29 protein-coding genes are annotated in these 21,217 nt (G+C 62.7%); 3 read left to right on the top strand and 26 right to left on the bottom strand.

Translation table 11 applies throughout. The annotated features are described in order from the left end of the window. Positions 1–53: 53 nt before the first annotated feature. Positions 54–1,109: a hypothetical protein gene (locus OWR21_RS04265; RefSeq protein WP_147215462.1), complete on the top strand. Its 1,056-nt coding sequence runs from the start codon at positions 54–56 to the stop codon at positions 1,107–1,109. A gap of 82 nt (positions 1,110–1,191) precedes the next feature. On the opposite strand, the gene OWR21_RS04270 is transcribed toward OWR21_RS04265, so the two are convergent. Next, positions 1,192–2,433 carry an MFS transporter gene (locus OWR21_RS04270; RefSeq protein WP_332394653.1) on the bottom strand — a complete coding sequence of 414 codons (1,242 nt, stop codon included), beginning with the start codon at positions 2,431–2,433 and terminating at the stop codon, positions 1,192–1,194. A 259-nt stretch (positions 2,434–2,692) separates the two neighbouring features. Continuing rightward, positions 2,693–2,857, bottom strand: coding sequence for a hypothetical protein (locus OWR21_RS04275; protein WP_332394654.1), 165 nt, complete (start codon positions 2,855–2,857; stop codon positions 2,693–2,695). Positions 2,858–2,877: 20 nt separating this feature from the next. Between OWR21_RS04275 and OWR21_RS04280 the strand changes: the two genes are divergently transcribed. Then, positions 2,878–3,096 carry a hypothetical protein gene (locus tag OWR21_RS04280; protein ID WP_004631476.1) on the top strand — a complete coding sequence of 73 codons (219 nt, stop codon included), beginning with the start codon at positions 2,878–2,880 and terminating at the stop codon, positions 3,094–3,096. Positions 3,097–3,170: 74 nt separating this feature from the next. On the opposite strand, the gene OWR21_RS04285 is transcribed toward OWR21_RS04280, so the two are convergent. The 4 genes from OWR21_RS04285 to OWR21_RS04300 form a co-directional block, all read right to left on the bottom strand. Further along, positions 3,171–4,127, bottom strand: a complete 957-nt coding sequence (locus tag OWR21_RS04285; protein ID WP_332394694.1) for an AI-2E family transporter — start codon at positions 4,125–4,127, stop codon at positions 3,171–3,173. Positions 4,128–4,202: 75 nt separating this feature from the next. After that, positions 4,203–4,874 carry a DUF1345 domain-containing protein gene (locus tag OWR21_RS04290; RefSeq protein WP_081785375.1) on the bottom strand — a complete coding sequence of 224 codons (672 nt, stop codon included), beginning with the start codon at positions 4,872–4,874 and terminating at the stop codon, positions 4,203–4,205. A gap of 89 nt (positions 4,875–4,963) precedes the next feature. Next, positions 4,964–5,206, bottom strand: coding sequence for a hypothetical protein (locus tag OWR21_RS04295; RefSeq protein ID WP_332394655.1), 243 nt, complete (start codon positions 5,204–5,206; stop codon positions 4,964–4,966). 188 nt (positions 5,207–5,394) lie between these two features. Continuing rightward, positions 5,395–5,820 (bottom strand): hypothetical protein, encoded by a 426-nt coding sequence (locus tag OWR21_RS04300; RefSeq protein ID WP_027679922.1) that lies wholly within the window; start codon positions 5,818–5,820, stop codon positions 5,395–5,397. Positions 5,821–6,240: 420 nt separating this feature from the next. Here OWR21_RS04300 and OWR21_RS04305 point away from each other — a divergent pair, with 420 nt between their 5' ends. Further along, complete coding sequence (locus OWR21_RS04305) at positions 6,241–6,408, top strand: DUF6726 family protein (protein WP_175402352.1); 168 nt, start codon at positions 6,241–6,243, stop codon at positions 6,406–6,408. A gap of 44 nt (positions 6,409–6,452) precedes the next feature. Here the strand turns inward: OWR21_RS04305 and OWR21_RS04310 are convergent, their stop codons facing one another. The 20 genes from OWR21_RS04310 to OWR21_RS04405 all read right to left on the bottom strand — a co-directional run bounded on the left by OWR21_RS04310 (position 6,453) and on the right by OWR21_RS04405 (position 20,877). Continuing rightward, positions 6,453–6,968 carry a hypothetical protein gene (locus OWR21_RS04310; RefSeq protein WP_332394656.1) on the bottom strand — a complete coding sequence of 172 codons (516 nt, stop codon included), beginning with the start codon at positions 6,966–6,968 and terminating at the stop codon, positions 6,453–6,455. After that, the gene (locus OWR21_RS04315; protein WP_316901104.1) at positions 6,965–7,528 is read right to left on the bottom strand and encodes a glycoside hydrolase family 19 protein; all 564 of its coding nucleotides are present in this window, start codon (positions 7,526–7,528) and stop codon (positions 6,965–6,967) included. The genes OWR21_RS04310 and OWR21_RS04315 overlap by 4 nt, the downstream gene beginning before the upstream one ends. Further along, the gene (locus OWR21_RS04320) at positions 7,521–7,832 is read right to left on the bottom strand and encodes a hypothetical protein (RefSeq protein WP_332394657.1); all 312 of its coding nucleotides are present in this window, start codon (positions 7,830–7,832) and stop codon (positions 7,521–7,523) included. The genes OWR21_RS04315 and OWR21_RS04320 overlap by 8 nt, the downstream gene beginning before the upstream one ends. Before the next feature lie 160 nt (positions 7,833–7,992). Further along, positions 7,993–8,568, bottom strand: a complete 576-nt coding sequence (locus OWR21_RS04325; protein WP_316901107.1) for a DUF4376 domain-containing protein — start codon at positions 8,566–8,568, stop codon at positions 7,993–7,995. A 2-nt stretch (positions 8,569–8,570) separates the two neighbouring features. Beyond that, entirely contained in the window at positions 8,571–9,131 is a 561-nt protein-coding gene (locus OWR21_RS04330; protein ID WP_332394658.1) for a hypothetical protein, read from the bottom strand. Continuing rightward, positions 9,128–9,937, bottom strand: a complete 810-nt coding sequence (locus OWR21_RS04335; protein WP_332394659.1) for a hypothetical protein — start codon at positions 9,935–9,937, stop codon at positions 9,128–9,130. The genes OWR21_RS04330 and OWR21_RS04335 overlap by 4 nt, the downstream gene beginning before the upstream one ends. A 71-nt stretch (positions 9,938–10,008) precedes the next feature. Next, positions 10,009–10,677, bottom strand: a complete 669-nt coding sequence (locus OWR21_RS04340; protein ID WP_332394660.1) for a hypothetical protein — start codon at positions 10,675–10,677, stop codon at positions 10,009–10,011. Beyond that, entirely contained in the window at positions 10,677–11,498 is an 822-nt protein-coding gene (locus OWR21_RS04345; protein WP_332394661.1) for a baseplate J/gp47 family protein, read from the bottom strand. The genes OWR21_RS04340 and OWR21_RS04345 overlap by 1 nt, the downstream gene beginning before the upstream one ends. Further along, the gene (locus OWR21_RS04350; protein WP_332394662.1) at positions 11,393–11,806 is read right to left on the bottom strand and encodes a hypothetical protein; all 414 of its coding nucleotides are present in this window, start codon (positions 11,804–11,806) and stop codon (positions 11,393–11,395) included. The genes OWR21_RS04345 and OWR21_RS04350 overlap by 106 nt, the downstream gene beginning before the upstream one ends. A 1-nt stretch (position 11,807) precedes the next feature. After that, entirely contained in the window at positions 11,808–12,188 is a 381-nt protein-coding gene (locus OWR21_RS04355) for a phage tail protein (RefSeq protein ID WP_147215481.1), read from the bottom strand. After that, positions 12,185–12,853, bottom strand: coding sequence for a phage baseplate assembly protein V (locus OWR21_RS04360; protein WP_332394663.1), 669 nt, complete (start codon positions 12,851–12,853; stop codon positions 12,185–12,187). The genes OWR21_RS04355 and OWR21_RS04360 overlap by 4 nt, the downstream gene beginning before the upstream one ends. After that, positions 12,850–13,941, bottom strand: coding sequence for a phage late control D family protein (locus OWR21_RS04365; RefSeq protein WP_332394664.1), 1,092 nt, complete (start codon positions 13,939–13,941; stop codon positions 12,850–12,852). Before OWR21_RS04365 ends, OWR21_RS04360 begins: the two co-directional genes overlap by 4 nt. Positions 13,942–13,990: 49 nt before the next feature. Further along, a complete protein-coding gene (locus OWR21_RS04370; RefSeq protein ID WP_332394665.1) occupies positions 13,991–14,953 on the bottom strand; it encodes a hypothetical protein in 963 nt (320 codons plus the stop codon). 6 nt (positions 14,954–14,959) lie between these two features. Continuing rightward, the gene (locus tag OWR21_RS04375; protein WP_332394666.1) at positions 14,960–16,846 is read right to left on the bottom strand and encodes a phage tail tape measure protein; all 1,887 of its coding nucleotides are present in this window, start codon (positions 16,844–16,846) and stop codon (positions 14,960–14,962) included. A 62-nt stretch (positions 16,847–16,908) separates the two neighbouring features. Beyond that, positions 16,909–17,349, bottom strand: coding sequence for a hypothetical protein (locus tag OWR21_RS04380; protein ID WP_332394667.1), 441 nt, complete (start codon positions 17,347–17,349; stop codon positions 16,909–16,911). After that, positions 17,346–17,480, bottom strand: a complete 135-nt coding sequence (locus tag OWR21_RS04385; protein ID WP_260803557.1) for a hypothetical protein — start codon at positions 17,478–17,480, stop codon at positions 17,346–17,348. Before OWR21_RS04385 ends, OWR21_RS04380 begins: the two co-directional genes overlap by 4 nt. Then, entirely contained in the window at positions 17,473–17,811 is a 339-nt protein-coding gene (locus tag OWR21_RS04390; RefSeq protein WP_332394668.1) for a hypothetical protein, read from the bottom strand. Before OWR21_RS04390 ends, OWR21_RS04385 begins: the two co-directional genes overlap by 8 nt. 58 nt (positions 17,812–17,869) lie before the next feature. After that, positions 17,870–18,301 (bottom strand): hypothetical protein, encoded by a 432-nt coding sequence (locus OWR21_RS04395; protein WP_027679910.1) that lies wholly within the window; start codon positions 18,299–18,301, stop codon positions 17,870–17,872. A gap of 85 nt (positions 18,302–18,386) precedes the next feature. Next, on the bottom strand, positions 18,387–19,919 hold the full coding sequence (locus OWR21_RS04400) for a phage tail protein (protein ID WP_332394669.1): 1,533 nt from the start codon (positions 19,917–19,919) through the stop codon (positions 18,387–18,389). A 121-nt stretch (positions 19,920–20,040) separates the two neighbouring features. Next, on the bottom strand, positions 20,041–20,877 hold the full coding sequence (locus OWR21_RS04405; RefSeq protein WP_332394670.1) for a hypothetical protein: 837 nt from the start codon (positions 20,875–20,877) through the stop codon (positions 20,041–20,043). Positions 20,878–21,217 lie beyond the last annotated feature (340 nt).

Consider the following 21,217-nt stretch of genomic DNA (forward strand, 5'->3'; position numbering starts at 1 on the left):
CCACCGCGCAAACCTGCTGACTCGCAGCACAACCTCAAGCCTGGAGTGCAACCATGCAATGGAATCGCGCCTTCACCGACCTCATCCGCAACGGCCGCGCAGCTTACTGGGGCAACTGGACGCTCGCCCCCACCATCAAACCCGGCGCCGTCGGCTTTGTGTCGCCCGACACCGGCGACTTCACGCCCGTCAAACCGGAAACGCCGGGCGTGGCGATCAACACGCGCACCGTACCGAATCAATGGAAGCTGTCGACCAACAACGTCCACCGCACCGAGACGAACGTCAAGCTCGACGGCTCGGCCACCGATCCTGAAAGCGGCACCAAGATCAACGCGGGCGTGGAAGTGAAATGGGAGTTCTCGGCGGTCGGATCGATCGCCTCGGAATTCGGCATTGCTTCGGAGTCGTACATCAGCGACCTCACGCAGCTCACCCGGCCCGAGACGATCAGGTGGCTCGCCGAGCAGGCGCAGTCCGTCAGCATGGGTTCGGGCGGGAACATCGCGCAGGGCTTCGGCGTGGTGACCAGCGTGATCCTGGCCAACAGCGGACTGAACGTGGGCTCGCAAGACAACAACTCGTCGTTCTCGATCACGGGCTCGGCGGGCGCTGTGCATGACATGCTCGGCAGCGCGACGGGCAAGGGCTCGTTCGTGTCGGTCAACCAGACCAAGAGCGTCGACCAGCATCTGTGGCCGTTCGAGCCCGGCAAGCAGGCGCCCGCGCCCATTCCGGTGGCCTACACCTTTGCGTCGTTCGACGGCAACCTGCTGATCCCGAACTGGATCACGCGCCTGGGCGGCTTCGAGATCTACTTCAACAACAAGCCGGGCTGCACCTACGTCACGCACATCAAGCTGCGTTTCAACACGCCGCAAGGCCCGCGCAGCGATGAGTTTTCGCTCAGCGGCGGCATCTCGAAAACGGTCGCGAACATCCCGCTCAACGCTACCGATATCCAGGTCGACGTGAAGTTCCAGGGCGTCGTGAACAGCGACAACTATTCGTTCCGCTGGCCCAGCCCGCTCGGCCAATGGCTGACCGGCCGGCGCGAAATCGAGATGACCGGCGTGTGGCCGGGCCCGACCCACGCCGTCGAGAAGTAACGCCCAACAGCAGAAAGCAAAGCGGCGGATCGTCCGGGAGGGGACGTCCGCCGCGCTGCATCCGTGTGCGACGTGTGTCGCGTTACGCCGCCTGTTGGCGCTTGCGTTCGATATCCGGCAGGAACACCGTGAGCAAACCGATGAGCGGCAGGAACGAGCACAGGTGATAGACGTTGTAGATGTCGGTTGCATCGGCCAGCTTGCCGAGCACCGCAGCGCCGATGCCGCCCAGCCCGAACGCAAACCCGAAGAACAGCCCCGACACCATCCCGACCTTGCCGGGAATCAGCTCCTGCGCATACACGAGGATGGCCGAGAACGCCGAGGCCAGCACCAGCCCGATAATCACCGTCAGCACAGCCGTCCAGAACAGGTTGGCGTACGGCAACAGCAACGTGAACGGCGCCACCCCGAGGATCGACACCCAGATCACGACCTTGCGGCCCACGCGATCCCCAATCGGACCACCCACGATCGTGCCCACCGCCACCGAGAACAGGAAGAGGAACAGGAACAGCTGCGACGTCTGCGCCGACAGGTGGAACTTGGTGATCAGGAAAAACGTGTAATAGCTGTTCAGGCTCGCGAGGTAAAAGTACTTCGAGAACAGCAGCACGACCAGCAGCGTCATCGCAAACGCGACCTGCCCGCCCGACAGCTTGACCGCGGCATGTGCACGGCCACCCGCCTTGCGGCCATGGCCTGCGGCGCGTTCACGCTTGTACCAGCCGCCCACGTGATACAGCACGAAGATGGCGATCAGCGCAGCGATCGAGAACCACGCCAGGCTGTGCTGCCCATACGGCATGATGATGATTGCCGCGAGCAGCGGACCCATCGCGCTGCCCACATTGCCGCCCACCTGGAACAGCGACTGCGCCAGCCCATGACGTCCGCCCGACGCCATACGCGCCACGCGCGACGATTCCGGATGGAAGATCGACGAGCCCGTGCCTACCAGCGCCGCCGCCAGCAGCACCGTGCCAAAGTTGGGCGCCACCGACAGCAGCACCAGCCCCACCAGCGTAAAGCCCATGCCCGCCGCCAGCGAATACGGCTTCGGGTGCTTGTCGGTATACAGCCCGACCATCGGTTGCAGCAGCGAGGCGGTGATCTGATACGTGAGCGTGATCAGCCCGATCTGCGAAAAATCGAGGTGGAAATTGCCCTTGAGCAGCGGATAGATCGCCAGGATCAACGACTGCATCATGTCGTTGAGGAAGTGCGCGAAGCTGATGGCGCTGATCACGCCAAAGCCGGTCTTGTCGGCCTGCGCGGCGGGCGTCGCCGATGCAGCGGCCGTGCCGTTTGCGGTGGTTTGCATGATGTTTGAGGTCACGAGGTTGAGGCGAGGAAGCGCTCAATCTTGCGCCTAAACGGTGCAGGCGTGTTACCGCAAATTCGACAACGATTAGCGCAAACCGGACAATTTATTGTCGGGGCAGAAGCGTCACCCCACGCCGCGCCGGTTTCGCCAAAACACACGGCATCTTCCCGCAAACCCTTGCCCAGCTTGCCCTGGCAGGCAGCTAACGTGTTAGCCGTTTTCTCGCGCGGGGCTACTCCGTTCGGAGCATGGCCGCTCAGGAGACGCTTTCTATACTCGCCAGCATGGACTGCAGCACGACGCCAAAAACATCAATCAGGCGCCAGTGCCGACGGCCCGACGGAATCCGATGCGTGAGCCGCTTCACACGCCCGACGATCCGCAACCCGGACCGATGACCGGCATCGACGATGCCGCACATCGGCCGACATGGGAGGAGCCATGATGATCCTGCTAACGGGAACGCTATGCCGCGCGATGGGAGACCTTTTCTATCAGGCCCTGCTCGACGACCGGGTCGTCTGCTGCTTCGTCACGTCCGAAGCCGTGGATGTCACCGGCAACGCCACGCGCCCGCCGCCCGCTTCGTCCCCGTGTACCGACCCTCGGCTCGCTGACGTCTCTCGGTCAGCGAGTTATTGCGCGCCCCTCGTCCCGTAGGGCGCGCTCTTTTCTGCCGATGCCGTCAGCGCGGGGGCGCTGGCGGGTCACCCCGCACATCAACGCGTAACGCGTCAGCCGATCAATTCGGCGTCCGTCAGCTCGCGCTTCATATAGGCGTACAGCACAGGCGCGGCAATCACGCCGCCCACGCCGAACAGCGCCTCCATCACGATCAGCGCGAGGATAAGCTCCCACGCGCGCGCATCGATGCGGCTGCCGATGATGCGCGCGTTCACGAAGTACTCCAGCTTGTGCACCACCACCAGGAAGATGAGCGATGCGACCGCCAGCTCCAATGAGGCGGTCACGCTCATCACCACGATGGCCGTGTTGGAGATCAGGTTGCCCGCCACGGGGATCAGCCCCGCCACAAAGGTCAGCAGGATCAGCGATTTGGAATACGGCACGTGTTGCCCGAACAGCGGCAGCGCGCCCAGCAGGTAGATGGCGGCGAGCGCGGTGTTGAGCGCGGAGATCTTCACCTGCGCAAACACCACCGCCTCGAACGCATCCGTCAACCGGCTCAGCCTGCTCACCAATGCTGCAGCCAGTGGCTTGTGGTGCTCAGGGTCCAGCGTATCTGACCAGGCCACCATTGCACCAAGGATGAGCCCGACCAGCATCAACGCGCTGGCACGCAACCCGTCGATCCCGAGCGTCGACACCTGGTGGCCGTGCTCCTTGATCATCTGCACCAGCTGCACACGCAGCTCGGTCACCGACTGCGGCACGTAATTGACCACCGCTGCCGGTAGCGATTCGCGCAGGTTGTCGAGCACGTCGGCAATGCGCGTGAGCATGCCTTCGAGCCCATGTCCGTGCTCGACCAGGCGGCCGATCCCGATGCCGAGTCCGGCAAGAATGAGCGCGGCGATCACAAACACGCAGATCACCGCAATCGCCTTTGCGCGCAGAGACAGCGTGCGGCGCTCACGCAGGCGTGCCTCGAGCTTGCGTGCCAACGCATACACAAGAAAGCCGGCAATGGCGGCCGGCAGCAAATGCAGCCACAACACGGCCGCGATCATGGCCGCCACCAGCACGTAGCTGACAGCGTTGATGGTGCGCGCGTGTGCGTTGGGGGAAGCTCGGGGGCAGCATCGTCATGAAAACAGGCCGGCAGCAATGTTGATGGAGAGCGCGAGGATGCTCGTATTGAAGAAGAACGACAGCAGCGATTGCCCCAGCACCGCCCGCCGCATGGCGCCCGAACGGATGCTGACATCGGCCGTCTGGCTGGCGACCGCGATCGTAAAGGAGAAGTAGAGGAAATCCCAGTAATCAGGCTCGAGCTGATCATCGGGAAACCGCAGCGGCGGCTCGTGCGGCGCCCGGTAATACAAATGCGCGTAGTGCACCGTGAACATCATCGGCACCATGAGCCACGCTCCCAATACCGTGATGCCGGTAAACACATAGTGCGACGTCTGCGCATGCCCCGCCGACTTGGCTGTGGCCAGTTCAAACGCAATGGCCACCATGCTGGCCACCACGCCGAGGCAGACCACCGCCAGCACCGCAGAAGCGCGCTCGTCTTCACGGCGGGCAACGGCGCGGATGCGGTGCGGATCGGCGCGCAACATCATCACCGTGATCAGGATCAGGTACGCCCACACGGCGATGTCCCAGCCGAGCAGCAGGCGCGCGAGCCAACCATGCGCCGGTACGACGGCGACCGCGACGGCGCCCAGCGCGAACGCAGACAGCAGACGCGGCCGCGTTGCAGCGAAGCGGGAAAGCTGGGAAATCTCGGAAGACTTGTCTTGCGGGTTCACATGCGCCTCAGGTGCGTGCCTCGGGGGTGTTCACACAAGGCCGGCAACGCCAGCCGATGAGGCGACATGGTAGCCGCTTCAGCGCCGCATCAGGACGCCGAGAGCATGGAAGCGAACGAGCGCTTGCAGCGCTCCTGCAGACGCTCGTGCGTTGAGAGCTGCTCCGCGATAACGGTGGCATCCGGATACACGCGGCACATGCCGATCATGGCGGTCTCGAGCGACCCCTGCGAGCCGGCCTGGAACTGGAATTGCTCCAGCACGGTGTCATCGGCATCACGCACGGTGATCTGGAATGGGCCCGGGGTGACGGTCGCGCAGCCGGCCAGCATGGCGGCCGCAGCCAGCGCCAGGCACAGGTGGGAGCGGTTTGGACGACGTAAACGAGATCATCATGGCTTCCTGGTTGCGATGAGAGTGAGACGCAGCAAGGGCGACTCAGTTCGCAATCATTGCGCTTTCCGGTGACGCAAATAAAAACGCCCGCTGTGTGCGGGCGTTCTTGCGGAAGAAACCGGGCTCAGGCCACGGCGCCTTCGGTGTAAGGATCAAACTTGCTACCGGCCTTGGCACCCTCGGTGTAGGTGTCGAACTTGCCTGCGCGGGCCAGCGCACCTTCGGTGTACGGGTCGAACTTGCTGCCAGCCTTGGCGCCTTCGGTATAGGTATCGAACTTGCCGACACGGGCCAGGGCGCCTTCGGTGTACGGGTCGAACTTGCTACCAGCCTTGGCACCTTGGGTGTACGGATCGAACTTGTCGCCGACCTTTGCGCCTTGCGTGTACGGGTCGAACTTGTCGCCAACCTTGGCGCCATCCGAATACACGTCGAAGCGTTGGCCGACTTGCGCGGCGCCTTGCGTGTACACGTCGAACTTGGCTGCTGCCAGGGCCGGCACACTTGCCAGGGCGATCAGGGCAGCGATCAGGGTGCGTTGGGCTTTCATGATGTCTTCTCCAGATGGGCGCAGCGCGTCGGGCAGGTGATCCGGGCGTTTCCTGGATCTTCTTTTTCGCTGCGGCGCCGCATTCGATGAAGCCATCGTAGGCGAGCATGCTCAGACAATAAATGTCGCGACAGACAATTTATTGTTGCGATTTGTGAAATTACGGGAAAACCCGCATCAACAGTGGCTTTGCGGCCTGCAGCAACGACTGGCGGTTCGATTTGCGCAAACCGAGGATGTGACTTTTTCGCCTAAAGTCAGCGTTGTGCGGTCTTCGAACGCGTCGCATTGTTGCGTTCTGACGCATCGCATCATGGTTTTGGAACGCGCACAGATTGTCATTTCCCGATACAAACGCGCACAGGTTGGCGAAGGACTCTGTGTCACACTGCGCGGCATTCGCTTTCGAACTCGCCCACGATGAAACGCCTTCTGCTCGCTGTGTCCCTGCTTGGTGCTGCATGCATTTCCGGCTGCGGTGTGGTGGCCGCGCCGTGCCGCGTGGCATCGGCGGGCCTGAAGATGGTGCCGCTGGTCGGACATGTGGCGGCCGCACCCACCGACGCCTGCGCGGACATCATCGATTGATTGAGCCTGACCGGGCGCAGCAAGCTCGGTCGCTTCTCTATTCTCTATTGAGGCTTGGCGGCCTCCTGCTGCTGAGTCACCCAATCCTGCAAGTCTTTCAGTTGCCGAGCGTTGCTGTGGAAAGCTTCGGCCTCGCGCTCGTGCTGGGCTTCAACGTCAGAGAGGACAACGCCACTGGCGGCTTCATCAAGGAGGCCGGCGGCGGTGGGAAGCTCGGCGCGGTTGGCGGAGTTCCACATGCCGACAAAACGGCCAGGGATGCGGCAAGCAGCATCGTCGTGCACAACGATTTCATGGGGCACCTCACGGTCTCGGTAAAGGATGCGGTCTCGGAAGACGGTCTGGATGCGCGTCTGAGCTTGAGCGGCCTGATCAATCACCTGGGCGCTGACGTTGGCCTGGCGCGTTTCGGTTTGCGCTGCGGCCACCTTGGCTTGCAACGCGTGGGATCGCTCGGCCCGAAGCCGATGCAGATCGCCAGCCCCATAGCCGAGACCAAAGGTGAGCACCAGCGCCAGGAAGGCGCCGGCCCAGAAGCGCGGGTCGAGCAGGCTCATCACGTAGTCCCTCCAGTCAGCACAGCGCGAGCGCGCAACCACAGCGCGCGCCGATCATCCAGGCCATTCGTGCCGCCATTGATACGGCGCGTCAGCTGCACAAATGCGGCGTCGGTGTCCTGATCTGCAAAGCGGTTGAGCCCGTTGGTCAGCCAGAACCACGCGGCCGATGCCGTGGCGTGCGCGGGCGTCTCGAGCAGCTCGGGCTGCGCTTCCAGGTCGAGGCCCAACGCGATGCCGCAGGCACGGTAGTTGGCGCGTCCGGTGATCTGAATGAGGCCGCGCCCGAGATAGCGCTTGCCGTCGCCGGGTTGCGTGTTGCCGAGATCGGAGCGCCCTTCATAGCCGCGCTGCGCAGGTGTCGGCCCCCACAGTTCGCGCACGTAACGCAGTTGTCCCGATTCGTGCCCGACCTGGGCGAGGAACGCGGCGATGCGTGCGGGCGTGTTGATCTGTCGGAAGAGCAACACGTCTGCCAGGATGGGGGCGAACACATCGGCGCGCCCGCCGGCGTTGGGCATGACGACGCGCAGTTGCGCCGCGGTCAGAAGCGGTTCAGCCATGGTTTGCCTTATGCAGGGATTCGCGCACGTCGTCGACGACCTCGGCGAGGTCGGCATCGCGCCGCTTGTTGATGAAGTTGAAGACCCAGCGCACAAACGCCCAGCCGGGCAGACCGCAGACGAAATAGACGCCGCCGAGCGCCATGGCGCCGTTGGCCGAGCCGATCCAATGCGCCACTCCGAAGTACTGGATGACGGTGGCGCCGCCGCCGAGGCTGGCGATGACGGTCGAGATCAGCGCAACCGCCCACTCGCCGCGAGCGCGCGGCAACGTCATGACCATGACGACGATGGTGGCGAGCACAGTCGCAGCACCGGCCACGGCTGCGAACCCGCCAAGCGCCTTGAAGGCCGCCGCACCGGCAACCCCGCTGCGGCGGTGCTGGTAATGGGTTCTGACATGGTGTCTCCCGGAAATGAAAAAGCCCGCGCAAAGGCGGGCTGTGTTGCTGAGATGGATGTGCTTACCAGTCGATGGCCTGCACCTCTGCAATGCTGGTTGCAGCGTTGATCCTTGCGATCAGGTCGGCGTACTTCTGCTGCGCAGCGACGCGGTGAGCCAGCCAGTCCGCGTTGACCTGCTGGACTTGTGCGGCGGTGTGATCAGTCAACGACCAACCTTCTTCATCGCTGGACCACAGCGGTGTAGACCAACTCGGGGACTGACCTTCGGCACCGAGCGCCGCATTGAGGAAATTGCGCTGATCAGCATCCTGTGACGGGTACGTGCGAGCACTACCCAATGCCGAAGAAATGAAACCAGCTACCAACGCGGTTTCACAAGCGATGCGCATCTTCTCGATTTGCGCAGACTTAAGCGTTGCAAATCGTTCCGCCTTTCTTGCCCGATTTTCGACCCATCGACCATCCGTCCATTCCATAGTTGGATCAAAAGGCAGTGGCTCGCCGCCGCGCTTCAGGAATTCAAGATACTCCCGCCAGACCGGGTTATCACGGTCGTTGGGCACGGCATCCCCACGTGCGTAGACTCCATTTACCAAGAGCCCAAGCAAGGGCATTTCCATGTAAATGCTTTCCATGATTATGCAATCCTATATGAAGTGAACGCCATTCCGTTGCTACCGGGAGTAATCGTGACAGTTCCTTGCCCGGCGGGAGTACTACCGTTGTTCTTAAGCCCAAACCGCACGGTTGCTGTTCCGCTTGTAATCCGCAAGACCAACGGAGACTGGTCGTAGGACATCGCACCCGACTGTTGAATGTTGATGGATGTGCAGGTACCGCTCCCAGACACGAATTCTCCGAACGCCGTCATGAAGTAAGAGCCTGCAGCGTTTGAGAGCGTCCAACCAGTGTTGTAGGGGAAGATCAAATACACGCCCTTAGATTTGGAGATGTTTGGGGTGTATAGGGCGTTTGCTGTTCCTCCCTGAACAGCGGTAGCGAAATCGAAACCATTGCCCAAATCGAAGCTTGGCGCTTTGCTGGCACTCACCCAACCACCCACACCATCCGACACAAACTGCACCGCCTCGCCCGGATTGAGCGTGAGGCTGTTTGCGCTGCTGCCTTGGCCGAACGCCAGCGTATCGGTGCCATTGCGCGTGACGGTCGTCGAACCGCTCGCCTGCATGTACGTCACGCAGATGCTCGTGCCGTTGGGGCAGTTCGATGCGGGGGCAACGTGACGGTCTGGCCAGTGGCCGTGACGTTCACCAGTGCGCCGAGCGCCGCCGTGCTGAGCGTGCTCGATATGGCGACGTTCTGAATGCTGGAATATCGCTCACCAATGGCCGCAAGAAAGCCGCCCGTCGGTGCCGTTGGCGCGTTCGGATACGGGACGATGCTGGCGTTGGTGATCGTGCTCTGGCCGTTGGCCACCGTGACGACCGCCAGACCAACATAGCCGGCCGTCACCGCAGGCGTCGTCTGCGTGCCGGTGGCTGCGGCGGTGCCGGCCACGAGCTGCAACGACACTTGCCCCGCCCGCGTGGTCGGTTGCGCATTGCCACTGCCGCCCGGCCCGTTGAACGCTTGCGATGGATTCGCGCTGTTGTAGTACGGCAGCACGACGTTGTTGACGTCGCTCTCAAGATAGGCCGCCTGGATGAGGTAGTTCTGGCTATAGCCCGACGTGGCCGGCGCCGAGAGGACAAAGGACTGCGCGTCCATCAGGATGCCCTGCTTCAGGAGGCTGTGCGCAGCATCTTGCGGCAGCGCGCTGTACGGCGTACCGTCCACATTCGCGAGCTGGTAGATCTGCCCCGGGTTGACGGTTACGCTCATCGATGTGGGCGTGGTGGGCACGCAGCCCAGACCCGAGATGACGGTGGATGTGCCGAACAGATCGGCGCAGAGCTTTGCCAGCGCGATCATGGTCTGCCGGTTCGTGTTCAGCAGGTCCGTGGTTTGCGGCACCTGGCCGCTGTAGACGATCTGACGATCCAAGACTGTTCTCCAAAAGAAAAAACCCGGCGTAGTGCCGGGCTGTCGGTGGTTGGGAAAGCGTATGTGCGCACCTAGGAGCTGATGCGCGTCCAGATGATCGAGGCCGCGGGCCGCACCGATTCGATGGCGGCGTAGATGTCAGCGTCCGACACGGTGTTGCTGCTCATCGACGCGTCAACGTATTCGCCCTGCGACGGCGCGCTGTAGCCGGTGGTGACGATGCTGTAGCCGGCCACGTTGGGGATGCCGCTGCCTAGCGGCCGATACGCCTGCACAAAGGCCTGATACGTGAGCGAGACCTGCCCGTACGCACCCGCCATGCCGTAGCCGCTGTTCGGCGCATCGTAAGCGCCGCAGTCTGCGGGTCGGCTCGGTTCGATGATGGTCGGCGCGCGCCCGGTCAGATCGGTCAGCACGCGGATGATCGCGTTGCGCGTGCCGCGTTCACGAAACAGGTTGGCGACGATGTTGGCGCGAAACGATGCGTCGGACTGCCCGGCCCTGCGCTTGATCGACAGGCCGAAGAAATCCGCCGCAATCATGTCGAGCCAGCCATCGGAGGCGGTCAGGATGCGCGTCTGCTGCTTCGCATAGGCATACAGGCTGTAGACGTAGGCACCGCTGTAAGCCAGGCCCTGCAGCAACCCGTTGATGATCGGCGACTGCGCCGCATCGCCAAACCAGCGCGGCAGATACCCGCGTATGCGCGCGAAGATGTCTTGTTGGTCACCGGTTGCCATTACGTCACCGTGATCGAGTTGGCCGTGGTTTTGATGACCTGCAGGCTCGTGGCCGGCAGGTCTGCCGTGCTGCCGTTGAGCAGCGTATTCGTGACGTTGGTGACGGCCGGCGACGCGTCATACGCCACCTGCGCCAGTCGTGAATACGTCAACGCCGCACCCAACGGCAGGCTGTTGATGTAGTTCAGCAGCGCCGCCTGCACCTGCGCCGTGATCGCCTGGTGCGTGTAGCCTGCGGCGGTTGTAATGCTCATGGAGACCGTCGCGTTCACGACGACGGGCCCATACACATAGAACGTGCTGGTCACCGGCCGCACGGCATCCACGGCGTTGCTCACGCTGGCGAGCAACGTAGACGTGGGCGCCCCCGTGCCGTCATCCACGATCACGATGAAAGTCCCGTTCTGCGGCAACCCGGCATAGGTCTGGTTTTCCAGGATCACGTACGTCAACCCCTGCTTGACGCTGGCGATGGCCGAGCCGATGGCCGTTTTCGTGGCTTTTGACAGGCTCGCTACGTAAGCAATGAAGCGCGAACGGAACGCGGTGTCAGGCTCAGCATCCGCCCCATTCACGAACGTCGCTGCATTGCTGACGGTGTCCACTCCGGAGATCGCGCCGACGATCGTCGACACCGCCCCCGCCACCGCATTGCCCGCCGCACCGGGCGTCACAGCTTGCACCGGCACATTTACACTCGCCGTACCGGCTGCAATCACATAGCCGCCCAGCGTGGCGCTGTAGGCAGGGTTGGTCGTATCGACCACCACGTTGAACTGCTGCGTGCCGTCGCCCGTCTGTACCACAGCCGTGAGCGGCACCACCACTGCTGCGTGACCGTGAAGCGCGAGAACGTGACACTTCCCGTGGCCGGCACCGCGGCCAGGCGTGTCAAACCGAAATCGGCCATCCACGTATCGAGATCGGAACCGCTTGAGGTTGCCGCCCGGGTGATTGCCAGCACCTGCAGGATCAACCCTTGCAGCCATACCGTGACCGCTGCGTTGGCCTCAACGACGGCGCGCAGCACCGATCCGACGGTCAGGTCGACCAGCACCTTGGCGTAGCCCTGGATGGCGGCCACTTGGTTGCGCACGAGCGTCACCCAGTCTTGCGTCTGAATGGACATATCACTTGCTCACATTGAATTGAAGAGACACCGGCTCACGCGTGACTGCGCTGCTGTACAGAATGCGCACACTCACACCGCCAGCGATGGCCGTGACGTCAACCCGCGGCTCTGGGTCCTGCGCCACCCCGGCTTCCTGCAGAATTTGCGAGCGGATCAAGCCGCGCAGCGCCGGCACGTCGAGCGTCTCGCCGATCTTCTGCGGCAGGCCTGCGCCGTAGTCGGTGTGGAAGATGTAGTCACCCGGATTGGTGACTAGGCGCCGCACGATGCGCTGCTGCGTCCGCAGGTCTGCACTGGCGAGACCAAGGTCGCCGGTGGGCGACACAGCGATGTCATCGCCCACCCAGTGGTTCACATCGCTCAGAAGTTGTTGCGTCATGCCACGCTCCCTGTATTGCCGGACCCGGGCTGCACCCCGATATGGCGATGCGTGTCGTCGATGCGATGGCCATTCGCCGACACCTGGCCGCTGAACTGCGTATTGCCGCTGATGCTCATCGAGTTGCCCGTGCCGTTGTTGCCCGAGACGGCCATGCCCGCCTGACCCGTGATGGTTTGCGTGACCAACAGCGCACCGTCGATCTGCACAGGCCCCGTGTGGTTCCACTGCGGCGCCTGGCTGACGAGCGTGCCCGAACTGATGAGCGTGACCGTGCCGTCGTTGTGGAACTGCAGCCTGGAGCCCGATGCATGTGTCAGGAAGAACTCGCCAGACTGCGCACCTGTAGGCCGCGCCAGGTCGCTGAACAGGCGTGCACAGATGACGCCGTTCTCGATGTCGCCGCCCACGAACTGCACCTCCACCTGATCGCCCGGGCTGACCGGCGCATCGATGCCCCAGCCATTGCCGACCCAGGCAGTGGCAACGGGCATCCAGCCGGTCAGCGAGCGCGCTGGGTCGGCGGGGTCTTCAGGTTGGAGGCGTACACGCGCAGAGGCCGTCCCCGGGTCGTAGCTAGTGACGATGCCCATGCGGTTCTCTGCGCGATTCGACTGCGCCATCATCGCGGCGAGCACCATCTGGTTGCGAAGCTGTTGGATCATTGGCTCGTGTCCTTGTTGATGTTCTTGGCCGACACCTCCATCACATAGCCATCGGTCAGGCTCATGGTGCGTGTGACGCTGTCGATGAGGTAGTCCTGATCGAAGTTCGTGCCGGTGCCGGTCAGGCGGAGCGTGTCGTTGGTCGTCAGAAGATGGTCTGCGGGTAGGCGGGCGCGCAGCTTCATTTCGTGCTGTGCGACTTCGTCGTACTTCTGCCTGGCCAGGCGCTTGACTCCGGCTTGGTCGAGCCCGTTGCGCTCCACCGTGTGGGTCGGCTTTTGACCTTTGCCACCGCCAGGCGCGTTGCTGTAGCGGGCCGTGAACTTCTTGCCTTGCTTCGCATTCCAGGAACGCGCCTCCACCGTCACGCCCTTGGCAACCGTCAGATCACGCAACAATTGCAAGCTCGACACGTTGGCGGCCGGGTTACCTTTCTCCCCGATCGTCCATCGAAACTCGTAGGGCAACGCGGGCCCTTGCAAGCGAGGCCCGAAGTAGAGCGTCTTGCCACTCACCGCGCAGAGGAAGTCCTCCTCACGCGCCAACGCGGCCAGAAGGTCCCACTCCGTGCGTTGCGCCGTCAGGCTGACGTTGTCGTGCGCGTAAGACTTGCCGATCGGCCGCTTCGTCTCCGGGCCGATGGCCTGCAAGCCGTGTGCGGCCGCCAGTTTTTCAGCCACTTTCGATGCCGTCATGTTCTGAAACTGCAACGTCACCTTTTCATCGATAAACAGCGCAGTCAGATCGCGGCCGCTCAGCGTGAGTTGAGCCGAAACCGGATCCAGTTCGACGGTGTCGACACGGCCATAGATGAGGCTTTCAAGGTTGGCCTCGTCGTACTGCACGGGGTTCAACGGAAAGCCGGCGAAGATCTCGACCAGCAATTCAGGCTGACCGGAAAACCAGTTCGCATCGCGATCTGGCGGCAAGGCAGCTGTTGCGAACGTGACCTGGAACGTATCCGCCTGCTCGTACGAATTGCTCAGGACCGACCAGCTCACACACGCGGCGACACGTTCGCCGCCCACTTTGACGATGGTGCGGGGCTGCCGCACATCGGGTATCACGGGTAGCTTGTTCAGGCTCATAAGAAAAAGCCCCGCGTTGCGGGGCTGTCTGGTTGATGAAAGCGGCTCGCTAGGGCTTTGGCAAGCCGCCGGCATGGTCCTTGTTGGGTGGCACGATCAGGTTTTTCACACCTTGCACAAGCGGGTCCCACATGAGATCCGGGTTCGCCTTTGCCAGGCTCGTCCACGCCATCGCGTCGTTGTATTCCTTGGCCGCCATCTTCATGAGATCGCCACCAACCGTCACCACATGCTTGGCGCTCTTGTAGACGGACTCGATGTTCTTCTGCATGCGGCCGGCAACACGGTCAAGCTGAACCAGCACCGGCAGGTTCAATGCCGACGTCATCTGGCCAGCCAGCTTTTCCACCTGCTGCGATACCGGGTTATTCGGCAGGATGCCGCCCAGCGTCGTCACCTTTGTCAGCGTGGTATTGGCTGATGCGATCAGCGCTTGAGCACGATCACGCACCGCTGTCACTTGCTGCAGAACGTTGCTGAGTGTTGACTGCGCTGCGTTGGCAAAACTCGCAACGGTATCGATCGCCGCGTTGGCCGAATCGATCAGGCCAGACAACGTGCCGTCGCCAATCGCGCTACCCATGTCCGTCACGGCCGCGGCATCGCTCTTGATCTGGCCATCGATGCTCTGGTCTGCATCACTGCCTGCAAATTTCGACAGATCGCTCGCCACTTCGCAGGTGATCTTGTATGGGATCTTGTAGGCGCGCTGAAAATCCGCACGAAAGTCACGGATGACGACGGCGTAGTAGATTTCGGACCACTGCAGCAACAACGATGCGCCCCGTTCGCGCAGATCGTCCAACTGCCGCGCACGCGCCAACGCATCCTTGCCGAGCAGCCACCCAGACCATTCGACGGGGCCGCAGAACGCTCCCATCGAATCGATCACGCGCGTGCCGCCCACCAAGTCGTGCATTGCGAGTTTCTGCGTCCCACCAAACGGGATGCTTTCAGGGACTTCCAGTTCCTTGAACTGGAAGTTTCCGAGGTTAAGAGCGAAGTCGGGCATGGTCGATCAGAGTCCGGATGGCATGAGGTTCATGCCGGTATTGAAGTTGCTGGAGCCAGTCTGCGGCCGCGCCAGTTGGCCTTCGATCTGCTTCCAGACCACCTGGGCGACCGTACGGCCATCCATGGTCACATCGCCTTTGAGGTAGACGAGCTTGGGCTCGGCGACCTTCACGGCGGTGCTGGGCGCGCTTGCGCCATGGCTGGAGTCCGGCTTGGCGGCTGGCAATTTCTTGCCAGCGTCTCCGTGAAGTACGTCATACAGAAACGTGCCCAGCGTCGCACCCTTGACCCCGCTGACGCGTTCCATCAATGGGCTGATGACGTTGTCGTTGACGTAGCCACCGAGCTTGTAGCCGCCGTATGCCGCACTGATAAGGCCGCTACCCCGCCCCAGCACTCCCAGCGCCTTCGACGCAAGCGGCGATTCCATCAGCGTTCCTGCAGCGCTCAGCAGACCGCGGCCCAGTCCACCACCAGCGCGAAGCACAGACAGGCCAGCCCGCCCCACGCCAGCTCCCAGGCGAACCGCGCCGCTGGCTGCCGATTTCGCAATACGCGCCACGCCGCGTGCGAAACCACCGCTGCCCTTCACACCGCCGCCCGGCACAGGCACCGACAGCGTGGAGATGACCTTGTGCAGAAAAGCGAGTCCCGTGGCGAACGCCATGATCGCCTTCGTTGTGCCCGGAAACTCCTGTGCAAGGTGGGTGATGCGCTCAATCAGGCCATTGAACTTCTCCAACCCTGAAATCGCCAACGGCAAAACATGTTCGCCAAGCGCGATATTGAGGTTCGTCTTCTTGGCCTCGTAGTCCTTCAGCTTGCCTTCCAGCCCTTCGTTGTTTTTCTCGTAGAGCTTTGCTGCGCCAAGTCCTTTTCCGGCATTCGCGAGGTACAACCCGGCCCACTCCTTGTCACGCTGAAGCTGCTCCAGGATGTTCTTCTCGTCCTTCATGCCGAGCAGGTTGCCCAACTTCGTGTTGAGCGCATCTCCGCTGTATCCGCTCTTCTGCAGCGCCGGCACGATCACACTCGTCACGTACTGAAGCGGATTCTCGGTGAAGGCCCGCGCGTCCGCTATGCCGGTTACATCCACACCGGTGATGTGCCCAGCCTTGTCGCGATGCACAGCCTTCGGGTCCAGCAGCTTGACGCGTTCAAGCTCACGCGCGACCGTGGCGGGCATATTCCCTGCCACCCAGCCTTGGAGCGCCGACATGGCCTCAACGCCAGCCTTGGAGCCGCCATTGGCCTGCATGAACTGCTTCAGCCCAAACACCGCGGCCTCAGACTGCTTCAGTGCGCCGGACAGCTTGCCGCCCTGCATGGCCTCCAGGTAGTCCTTGGGCAGCACGCCACCGCCGCTCGCCAGCGCCGTATTGACGAGCATATTGAAGGTCTCTTCCACCTTCTTCGTATCGATCTTGCCGTCTCTGCCGATCACGCCGTCGCGCATCTGCGCGACCTTCAGCGCAGTCAGCGCCATGCTGTCGAGTTGCGCGCCGTCCTTGACGCCGGTTGCCGAGCCAAAGGCTGTCCGCGCCTGGGCCAGCAGTTTCGTCACGTCCTGCGCCTGGGTCGAACTCTGCAGAATGGTCTGTGCTCCACCAAACAGCTGTCCGACATCCGTGAGCGACATGCCCTTGATGTCGAGCCCTTTGAGGAACGTCTCGTTCGCCGCCGCAGCGCCGGCGTCAAAGCGGCTGATCCGTTCAAGTACTGCGTGGTACTTCGAAGCAGCATCCACTTGCTTGTCCCACATGTGGGCGGCTTCGTTGCCGGCCTTGAACAGGCCGCTGCCGAACTCGGTCAGTTTCTTGACCCTCTCCAGCCGGGTCTCCAACTTCTCCGCACTCTTGTTGACGGAGTCGAACTGCGCGGCGATCGCCAACAACCCGCGCGACACGTTATCGACCAACGCGATCTGTATCCCGATCTTGTAAGCATCGAGGCTCATAGGAATCCTTGTTCGTCTGTTGAGGCCACCGATCTCACGTGGGCGCGCTTGCGGCGGCAGCCAATGGGCGGCCCTCCAGCACCGCCGTCACCGCATCGCCCACACGCTGTTGCACAGCCTCGGCGCGCTCGTTTGCCACCGCACCCAAAGGGATGCGGTGGCGTCTGCACACTGCCCAGCTCCAGAACGACGGCCAGGTTGGCGTTGGAGCCGATGGCCGCCTCCAACCCCTTGACCTCTCGGCCGATGGAATCGCGCAGTGCATTCACCAGCGCCGCATCCGTGAGGCCGGCGGCCACCGCGCTTTCCGCCGCCTTGGCGCTGGCTGCCAACTCCAGTGCCGCAGCGGCCGCGTCCAGCCCCTGCGACAACGCTTGCGGCACGCGCGCCTCCAACTCGGTCAGGCGACGCGCCATCTCAGCTAACGAAAGGTTCATTCGCGCTCCTTGAAAGACATCGTCTTCAGGTCGAACTCCGCGCCGTGGAATTCACTGCATTTGATGGCCATCGCCTGCCGCATGGTGTCGTCCAGTGAAAACGCCACATCGAACGGAACACCGTTATGCACGAGCCACATTGCCTCGTGAAACGGGCCGTTCGTCAGGAGTTTTTAGCTCGGACTCCGATGTGGCAACGTTGATGAAGCTGGCCGCCACACCGCGCTGCGCGGCTTCGTTGCCCTCTTCGCCCAGGCGTTGATACAGCGCACGCAACTGGGCTTCCGAGGCTGGCGTCGGCACCGGTTCGCCATCGATGGCGCAGACGAACTTCAGATGCGCGACCTCGGCCAGGTACAGCATGTTCAGCTCGCTGCCGCCCGCGGCCTTGGCAAAGTCGAGGTTCGCCAGCGGGCTCGGTTTGCGCAGCGTGATCTTGCGGCCCAGTGCATCGTCAACCACCAGCTCTTTCGCGGCGGCCTTGATGATCTGTTCGGAGGAGTGATGGTCACGTTGGTCATCAGGACACCTTGATGCGGCGCGAAGCCACGAAGTTGACGGACTGCTTGATGGTGGCGTCGCCGGCGCGATTGCCTGCGTCCGCCAGCGTCATCAGCACACCGTCATAGCGGAACTGCGAGACCGAGCCGTTGGCCTCCTGGATCGTTTCGTAGATCTGCGCGGGGGCTTCGTTCAGGCCCGCGTAGTAGCCCGCTTCGAGCTGCGCAAAATAGTTGTCGAGCGTCGCGTCCTGGCGCTCCACGTCGAACGAACCCGACCAGCCGTCGAAGAAGCGCACATGGTCGGTGATGCCGTCCAGACGTTTGACGCGCACGTCGGTTACGTCCTGCTTGCTCTTGAATGCGGTGATCTTGTTCGGTTGCAGCGTGCCGCTTGCAGTCTGGATCACCAGCGTGTAGTCGCGACCGACGGAGTAGCCTTGAATCGGCATAACGTTCTCCAAAAGAAACGCCCCACGTCGTGCGGGGCGGGAAGATTGATTGATATGCGAGGAGGGGACGCGCTTGACGCGCGTATTACTGATTTGCCGTCGACGTGCGGATCACCGTGGCCTGCGAGCCTTCCACGTTCACCAGGAACTTCTCGATGACCGACAGGTAGACCACCTTCACGTCAGCCTGCATGTAGCCCAGCGCAACGCGGTTCATCGGATTGTTGTTGGCATCGATCTGCACCGAGAACGCCGGGCCGCCATTGACCGCGCCGATCATCCCCTGCTGCTCCATCGAGCTGAGGAAGTTCGACAGCGTGGCCGCGGCCTGCGCGCGCACCGTGGCGGACTGCAGCTGGCCGACGTACTTGCCCATGCCCGCGTTGATCGTGCTGGCGATGTAGTTGGTCATGCGCGTGTAGTTGTCGCCCTGCGTGAGCGCGTTCGAGCTGGTGTTGTGCCCCGCACGGCAACCGAAGTACGCACCGCCCGGCACCGGATTCGTCACGACATCGATGCCGGCCTGGATCAGTGCCTGCAATTCGGCCGAGCTGTAGCTCTGGTTGGCGAACGTCTTCTGCGTGCCCACCACGCCGTAGATCTGCTTGTTGAGGCTGCTGTTCTGCGGCGACAGGTTGGCAAGCAAGCCCGCAACAAAGCCTTGCGGCGACACCAGGCGCGTCACACCGTTGACGGTATCGAGCCAATACACCCAGTCGCCAAACAACAGCTTGAAGGCGTACGAATCGATGCCGGCGGTGCTCTTGGCCGTGACAGCGTTGGCGATGGTGTCGCCGCTCGGGCCCGTGCCGATCATGTAGATGCCTTCGGACAGACCGAACGCCACCTGGGTCGGCCAGGTCGTTGCGTCGGTGCAGTCGGCGAGCATGGCAATCGACACGCCCTGGTTGCGCAGCGCGTACATGCCCTTGCGCGGCACGGTGTCCTGACCGAGCAGCACGGCGCCGGTGATGGTGGCCGCGCCATCCGTACCGCCCGCCAGTTGCAGCGTGGCGGCCGTCGGTGCGGTGGTGCTGGCGCCTGCGGTGGCAGTGATGATTTGCGACGCGCCGCGCATCACGCTCACGCCGTTGTTGATGGCGTTGGCAATTGCGATCCACAACGCATTGCCGGTCTGACCGGCACCGATGTTGTCGAACACTTCGGGCGCCAGCGTCGGAGCGGCCACGGTCACCTTCCACGTGTTGGCGGCCGAACCTGCCGCCAGCGCCACCGTGACGGTGTTGCCGAGCGAACCCGTGTACTTGGCAGTGAAGGTCACGCCGTTCGTCTGCGCGACCACCGTGGCGGCGGTGTCGGTGCCGTCGGTCACGCGCACGCAGCGGAAGTTGTTGGCGCCCTGCTGAACCGCCACGGCCACGGCCGTGCCCATATCGTAGGTGCGGTTCTGGATTGCGCCGAACGTCTGCGCGTACATGGCCATGTTGCCGATCAGCGTCGGCGAGTTGACGGGGCCCCAGGTGGCCGTGCCCACCACGCCGAGCACGTTGGTGGGAACGCCGTTGAGCAGGGTGACCTGCGGCGGAACAATCTGGACGTACAGGTCCGGAACGATGAGTGCAGTGGTATTGATGCTGCCCTGCTGGACGATCGGCATGCGTGCCTCCGAGTGAGAAAAGCAAAAGGCCGCGCAAAGGCGGCCGGACATAAAAAAGCCGCCCTAGTCGAAACGGGCGGCACGGTTGGTTGACTTCGACTGCAATACGGCCACGGCTGCGCTACTGCACGAGTGTTCGAACAGGAAACTGCCCGTCCATCGCCGCGCCGGCGTTCACGTTCTCTACACCCGTCGCAATCTGATACGCCGTATCGGTCACGATGGTCGCGTACTCGACGGCATAGCGCAGGTCACGCCGGTAAATGCCATTGGCCGGATCGTCGTGTTGATGACCGCGCTTATAGCGAAGCGCGGCGCTCTGGTCCGGCAACGTCAATCGCACGATGCCCGAGAGCACTGCATCGACCTTGCCCGCGATGAGGTCGCGAGGCGCCGCGCCATTCGCCCACGTCGAGATCAGGAACGTGCGTTCTTGCCGGCGCGTCTCGCGCTGTACCGTGCCGATGCCACCCACGCGCGGCGAGATGTATGTCGCGTTCGGAATGGTGATCGACGAGCCAGCAGCCGTTGCCGGGCGGTCAACAGCCACCAGCGCAGCCAGCGCTGTCGCAATGCTGGCCGGTGTGTCGCTCGCCTGCACGGCGTAGGCATATGCGCGGCCGTCCACCAACAGCACAACGTTCTGCGGCGTGCTGACGGTGCCGTTCACCATGACCGTCTGTGCGGTCACGCTCAAGGCCAGCGTGTTCGCCGGCGGTGTGGCGACGGTCCAATCCGAGAACGCAGTGTTGGCGTGACGTTGATGACTCGTGATCGGAAAGATCGACACATGCGCCTTGTTGGCTTGCAGGTCGGTCTTCAGTTGCGTCATGTTGGGCCAGCCGCTGTAGACCACCACCGGATTGGCCGCGATCGACGGCTGGCTGGCGCCGTTCGGATAAACCACGCCGGTGACCAGCGTGACGAGTGCATTGGAAACGTCGGAGAGATCTGCCATAAGACAAGCGCCTTCATCGATGCGCGCTGCGATGCGTGATCGATCGAGTGAGTTGTATCCAGGATTGAGACAGCCGCGAACCGTTCGTCACCGTGTAGCGACATCGAGGCATGTATTGCGTGGGAATACGTCAGAGAGCGAAGCCGAGAAACAAAAAAGCCCGCTGCGTGGCGGGCTTTTTTTTGCGATGTCTGCGCTTTGTCTGGGTAAATCAATGCACCCCAGTGGGGTGCATGTCTCGGTCTGAACCGGTTACGCCGCGAGGGCAATCGAACATCTGGGAAACAGAATACGAAGGGGATATAAACCGTGCAAGTGGGCCGAAGAGAAAATTCCGAAA

Source organism: Ralstonia sp. 1B3 (assembly GCF_036631435.1).

Excerpts from the sequence above, each read along its gene's own strand:
- OWR21_RS04340 (WP_332394660.1), bottom strand. The coding sequence starts at position 10,677 with ATGGCAACCGGTGACCAACAAGACATCTTCGCGCGCATACGCGGGTAT.
- OWR21_RS04275 (WP_332394654.1), bottom strand. The coding sequence starts at position 2,857 with ATGTGCGGCATCGTCGATGCCGGTCATCGGTCCGGGTTGCGGATCGTC.
- OWR21_RS04395 (WP_027679910.1), bottom strand. The coding sequence starts at position 18,301 with ATGCCGATTCAAGGCTACTCCGTCGGTCGCGACTACACGCTGGTGATC.
- OWR21_RS04300 (WP_027679922.1), bottom strand. The coding sequence starts at position 5,820 with ATGAAAGCCCAACGCACCCTGATCGCTGCCCTGATCGCCCTGGCAAGT.
- OWR21_RS04315 (WP_316901104.1), bottom strand. The coding sequence starts at position 7,528 with ATGGCTGAACCGCTTCTGACCGCGGCGCAACTGCGCGTCGTCATGCCC.
- OWR21_RS04360 (WP_332394663.1), bottom strand. The coding sequence starts at position 12,853 with ATGATCCAACAGCTTCGCAACCAGATGGTGCTCGCCGCGATGATGGCG.
- OWR21_RS04305 (WP_175402352.1), top strand. The coding sequence starts at position 6,241 with ATGAAACGCCTTCTGCTCGCTGTGTCCCTGCTTGGTGCTGCATGCATT.
- OWR21_RS04405 (WP_332394670.1), bottom strand. The coding sequence starts at position 20,877 with ATGGCAGATCTCTCCGACGTTTCCAATGCACTCGTCACGCTGGTCACC.
- OWR21_RS04295 (WP_332394655.1), bottom strand. The coding sequence starts at position 5,206 with ATGCTGGCCGGCTGCGCGACCGTCACCCCGGGCCCATTCCAGATCACC.
- OWR21_RS04270 (WP_332394653.1), bottom strand. The coding sequence starts at position 2,433 with ATGCAAACCACCGCAAACGGCACGGCCGCTGCATCGGCGACGCCCGCC.
- OWR21_RS04400 (WP_332394669.1), bottom strand. The coding sequence starts at position 19,919 with ATGCCGATCGTCCAGCAGGGCAGCATCAATACCACTGCACTCATCGTT.
- OWR21_RS04355 (WP_147215481.1), bottom strand. The coding sequence starts at position 12,188 with ATGACGCAACAACTTCTGAGCGATGTGAACCACTGGGTGGGCGATGAC.
- OWR21_RS04325 (WP_316901107.1), bottom strand. The coding sequence starts at position 8,568 with ATGGAAAGCATTTACATGGAAATGCCCTTGCTTGGGCTCTTGGTAAAT.
- OWR21_RS04280 (WP_004631476.1), top strand. The coding sequence starts at position 2,878 with ATGATGATCCTGCTAACGGGAACGCTATGCCGCGCGATGGGAGACCTT.
- OWR21_RS04265 (WP_147215462.1), top strand. The coding sequence starts at position 54 with ATGCAATGGAATCGCGCCTTCACCGACCTCATCCGCAACGGCCGCGCA.
- OWR21_RS04285 (WP_332394694.1), bottom strand. The coding sequence starts at position 4,127 with ATGATCGCGGCCGTGTTGTGGCTGCATTTGCTGCCGGCCGCCATTGCC.
- OWR21_RS04370 (WP_332394665.1), bottom strand. The coding sequence starts at position 14,953 with ATGCCCGACTTCGCTCTTAACCTCGGAAACTTCCAGTTCAAGGAACTG.
- OWR21_RS04380 (WP_332394667.1), bottom strand. The coding sequence starts at position 17,349 with ATGAACCTTTCGTTAGCTGAGATGGCGCGTCGCCTGACCGAGTTGGAG.
- OWR21_RS04365 (WP_332394664.1), bottom strand. The coding sequence starts at position 13,941 with ATGAGCCTGAACAAGCTACCCGTGATACCCGATGTGCGGCAGCCCCGC.
- OWR21_RS04350 (WP_332394662.1), bottom strand. The coding sequence starts at position 11,806 with ATGTCCATTCAGACGCAAGACTGGGTGACGCTCGTGCGCAACCAAGTG.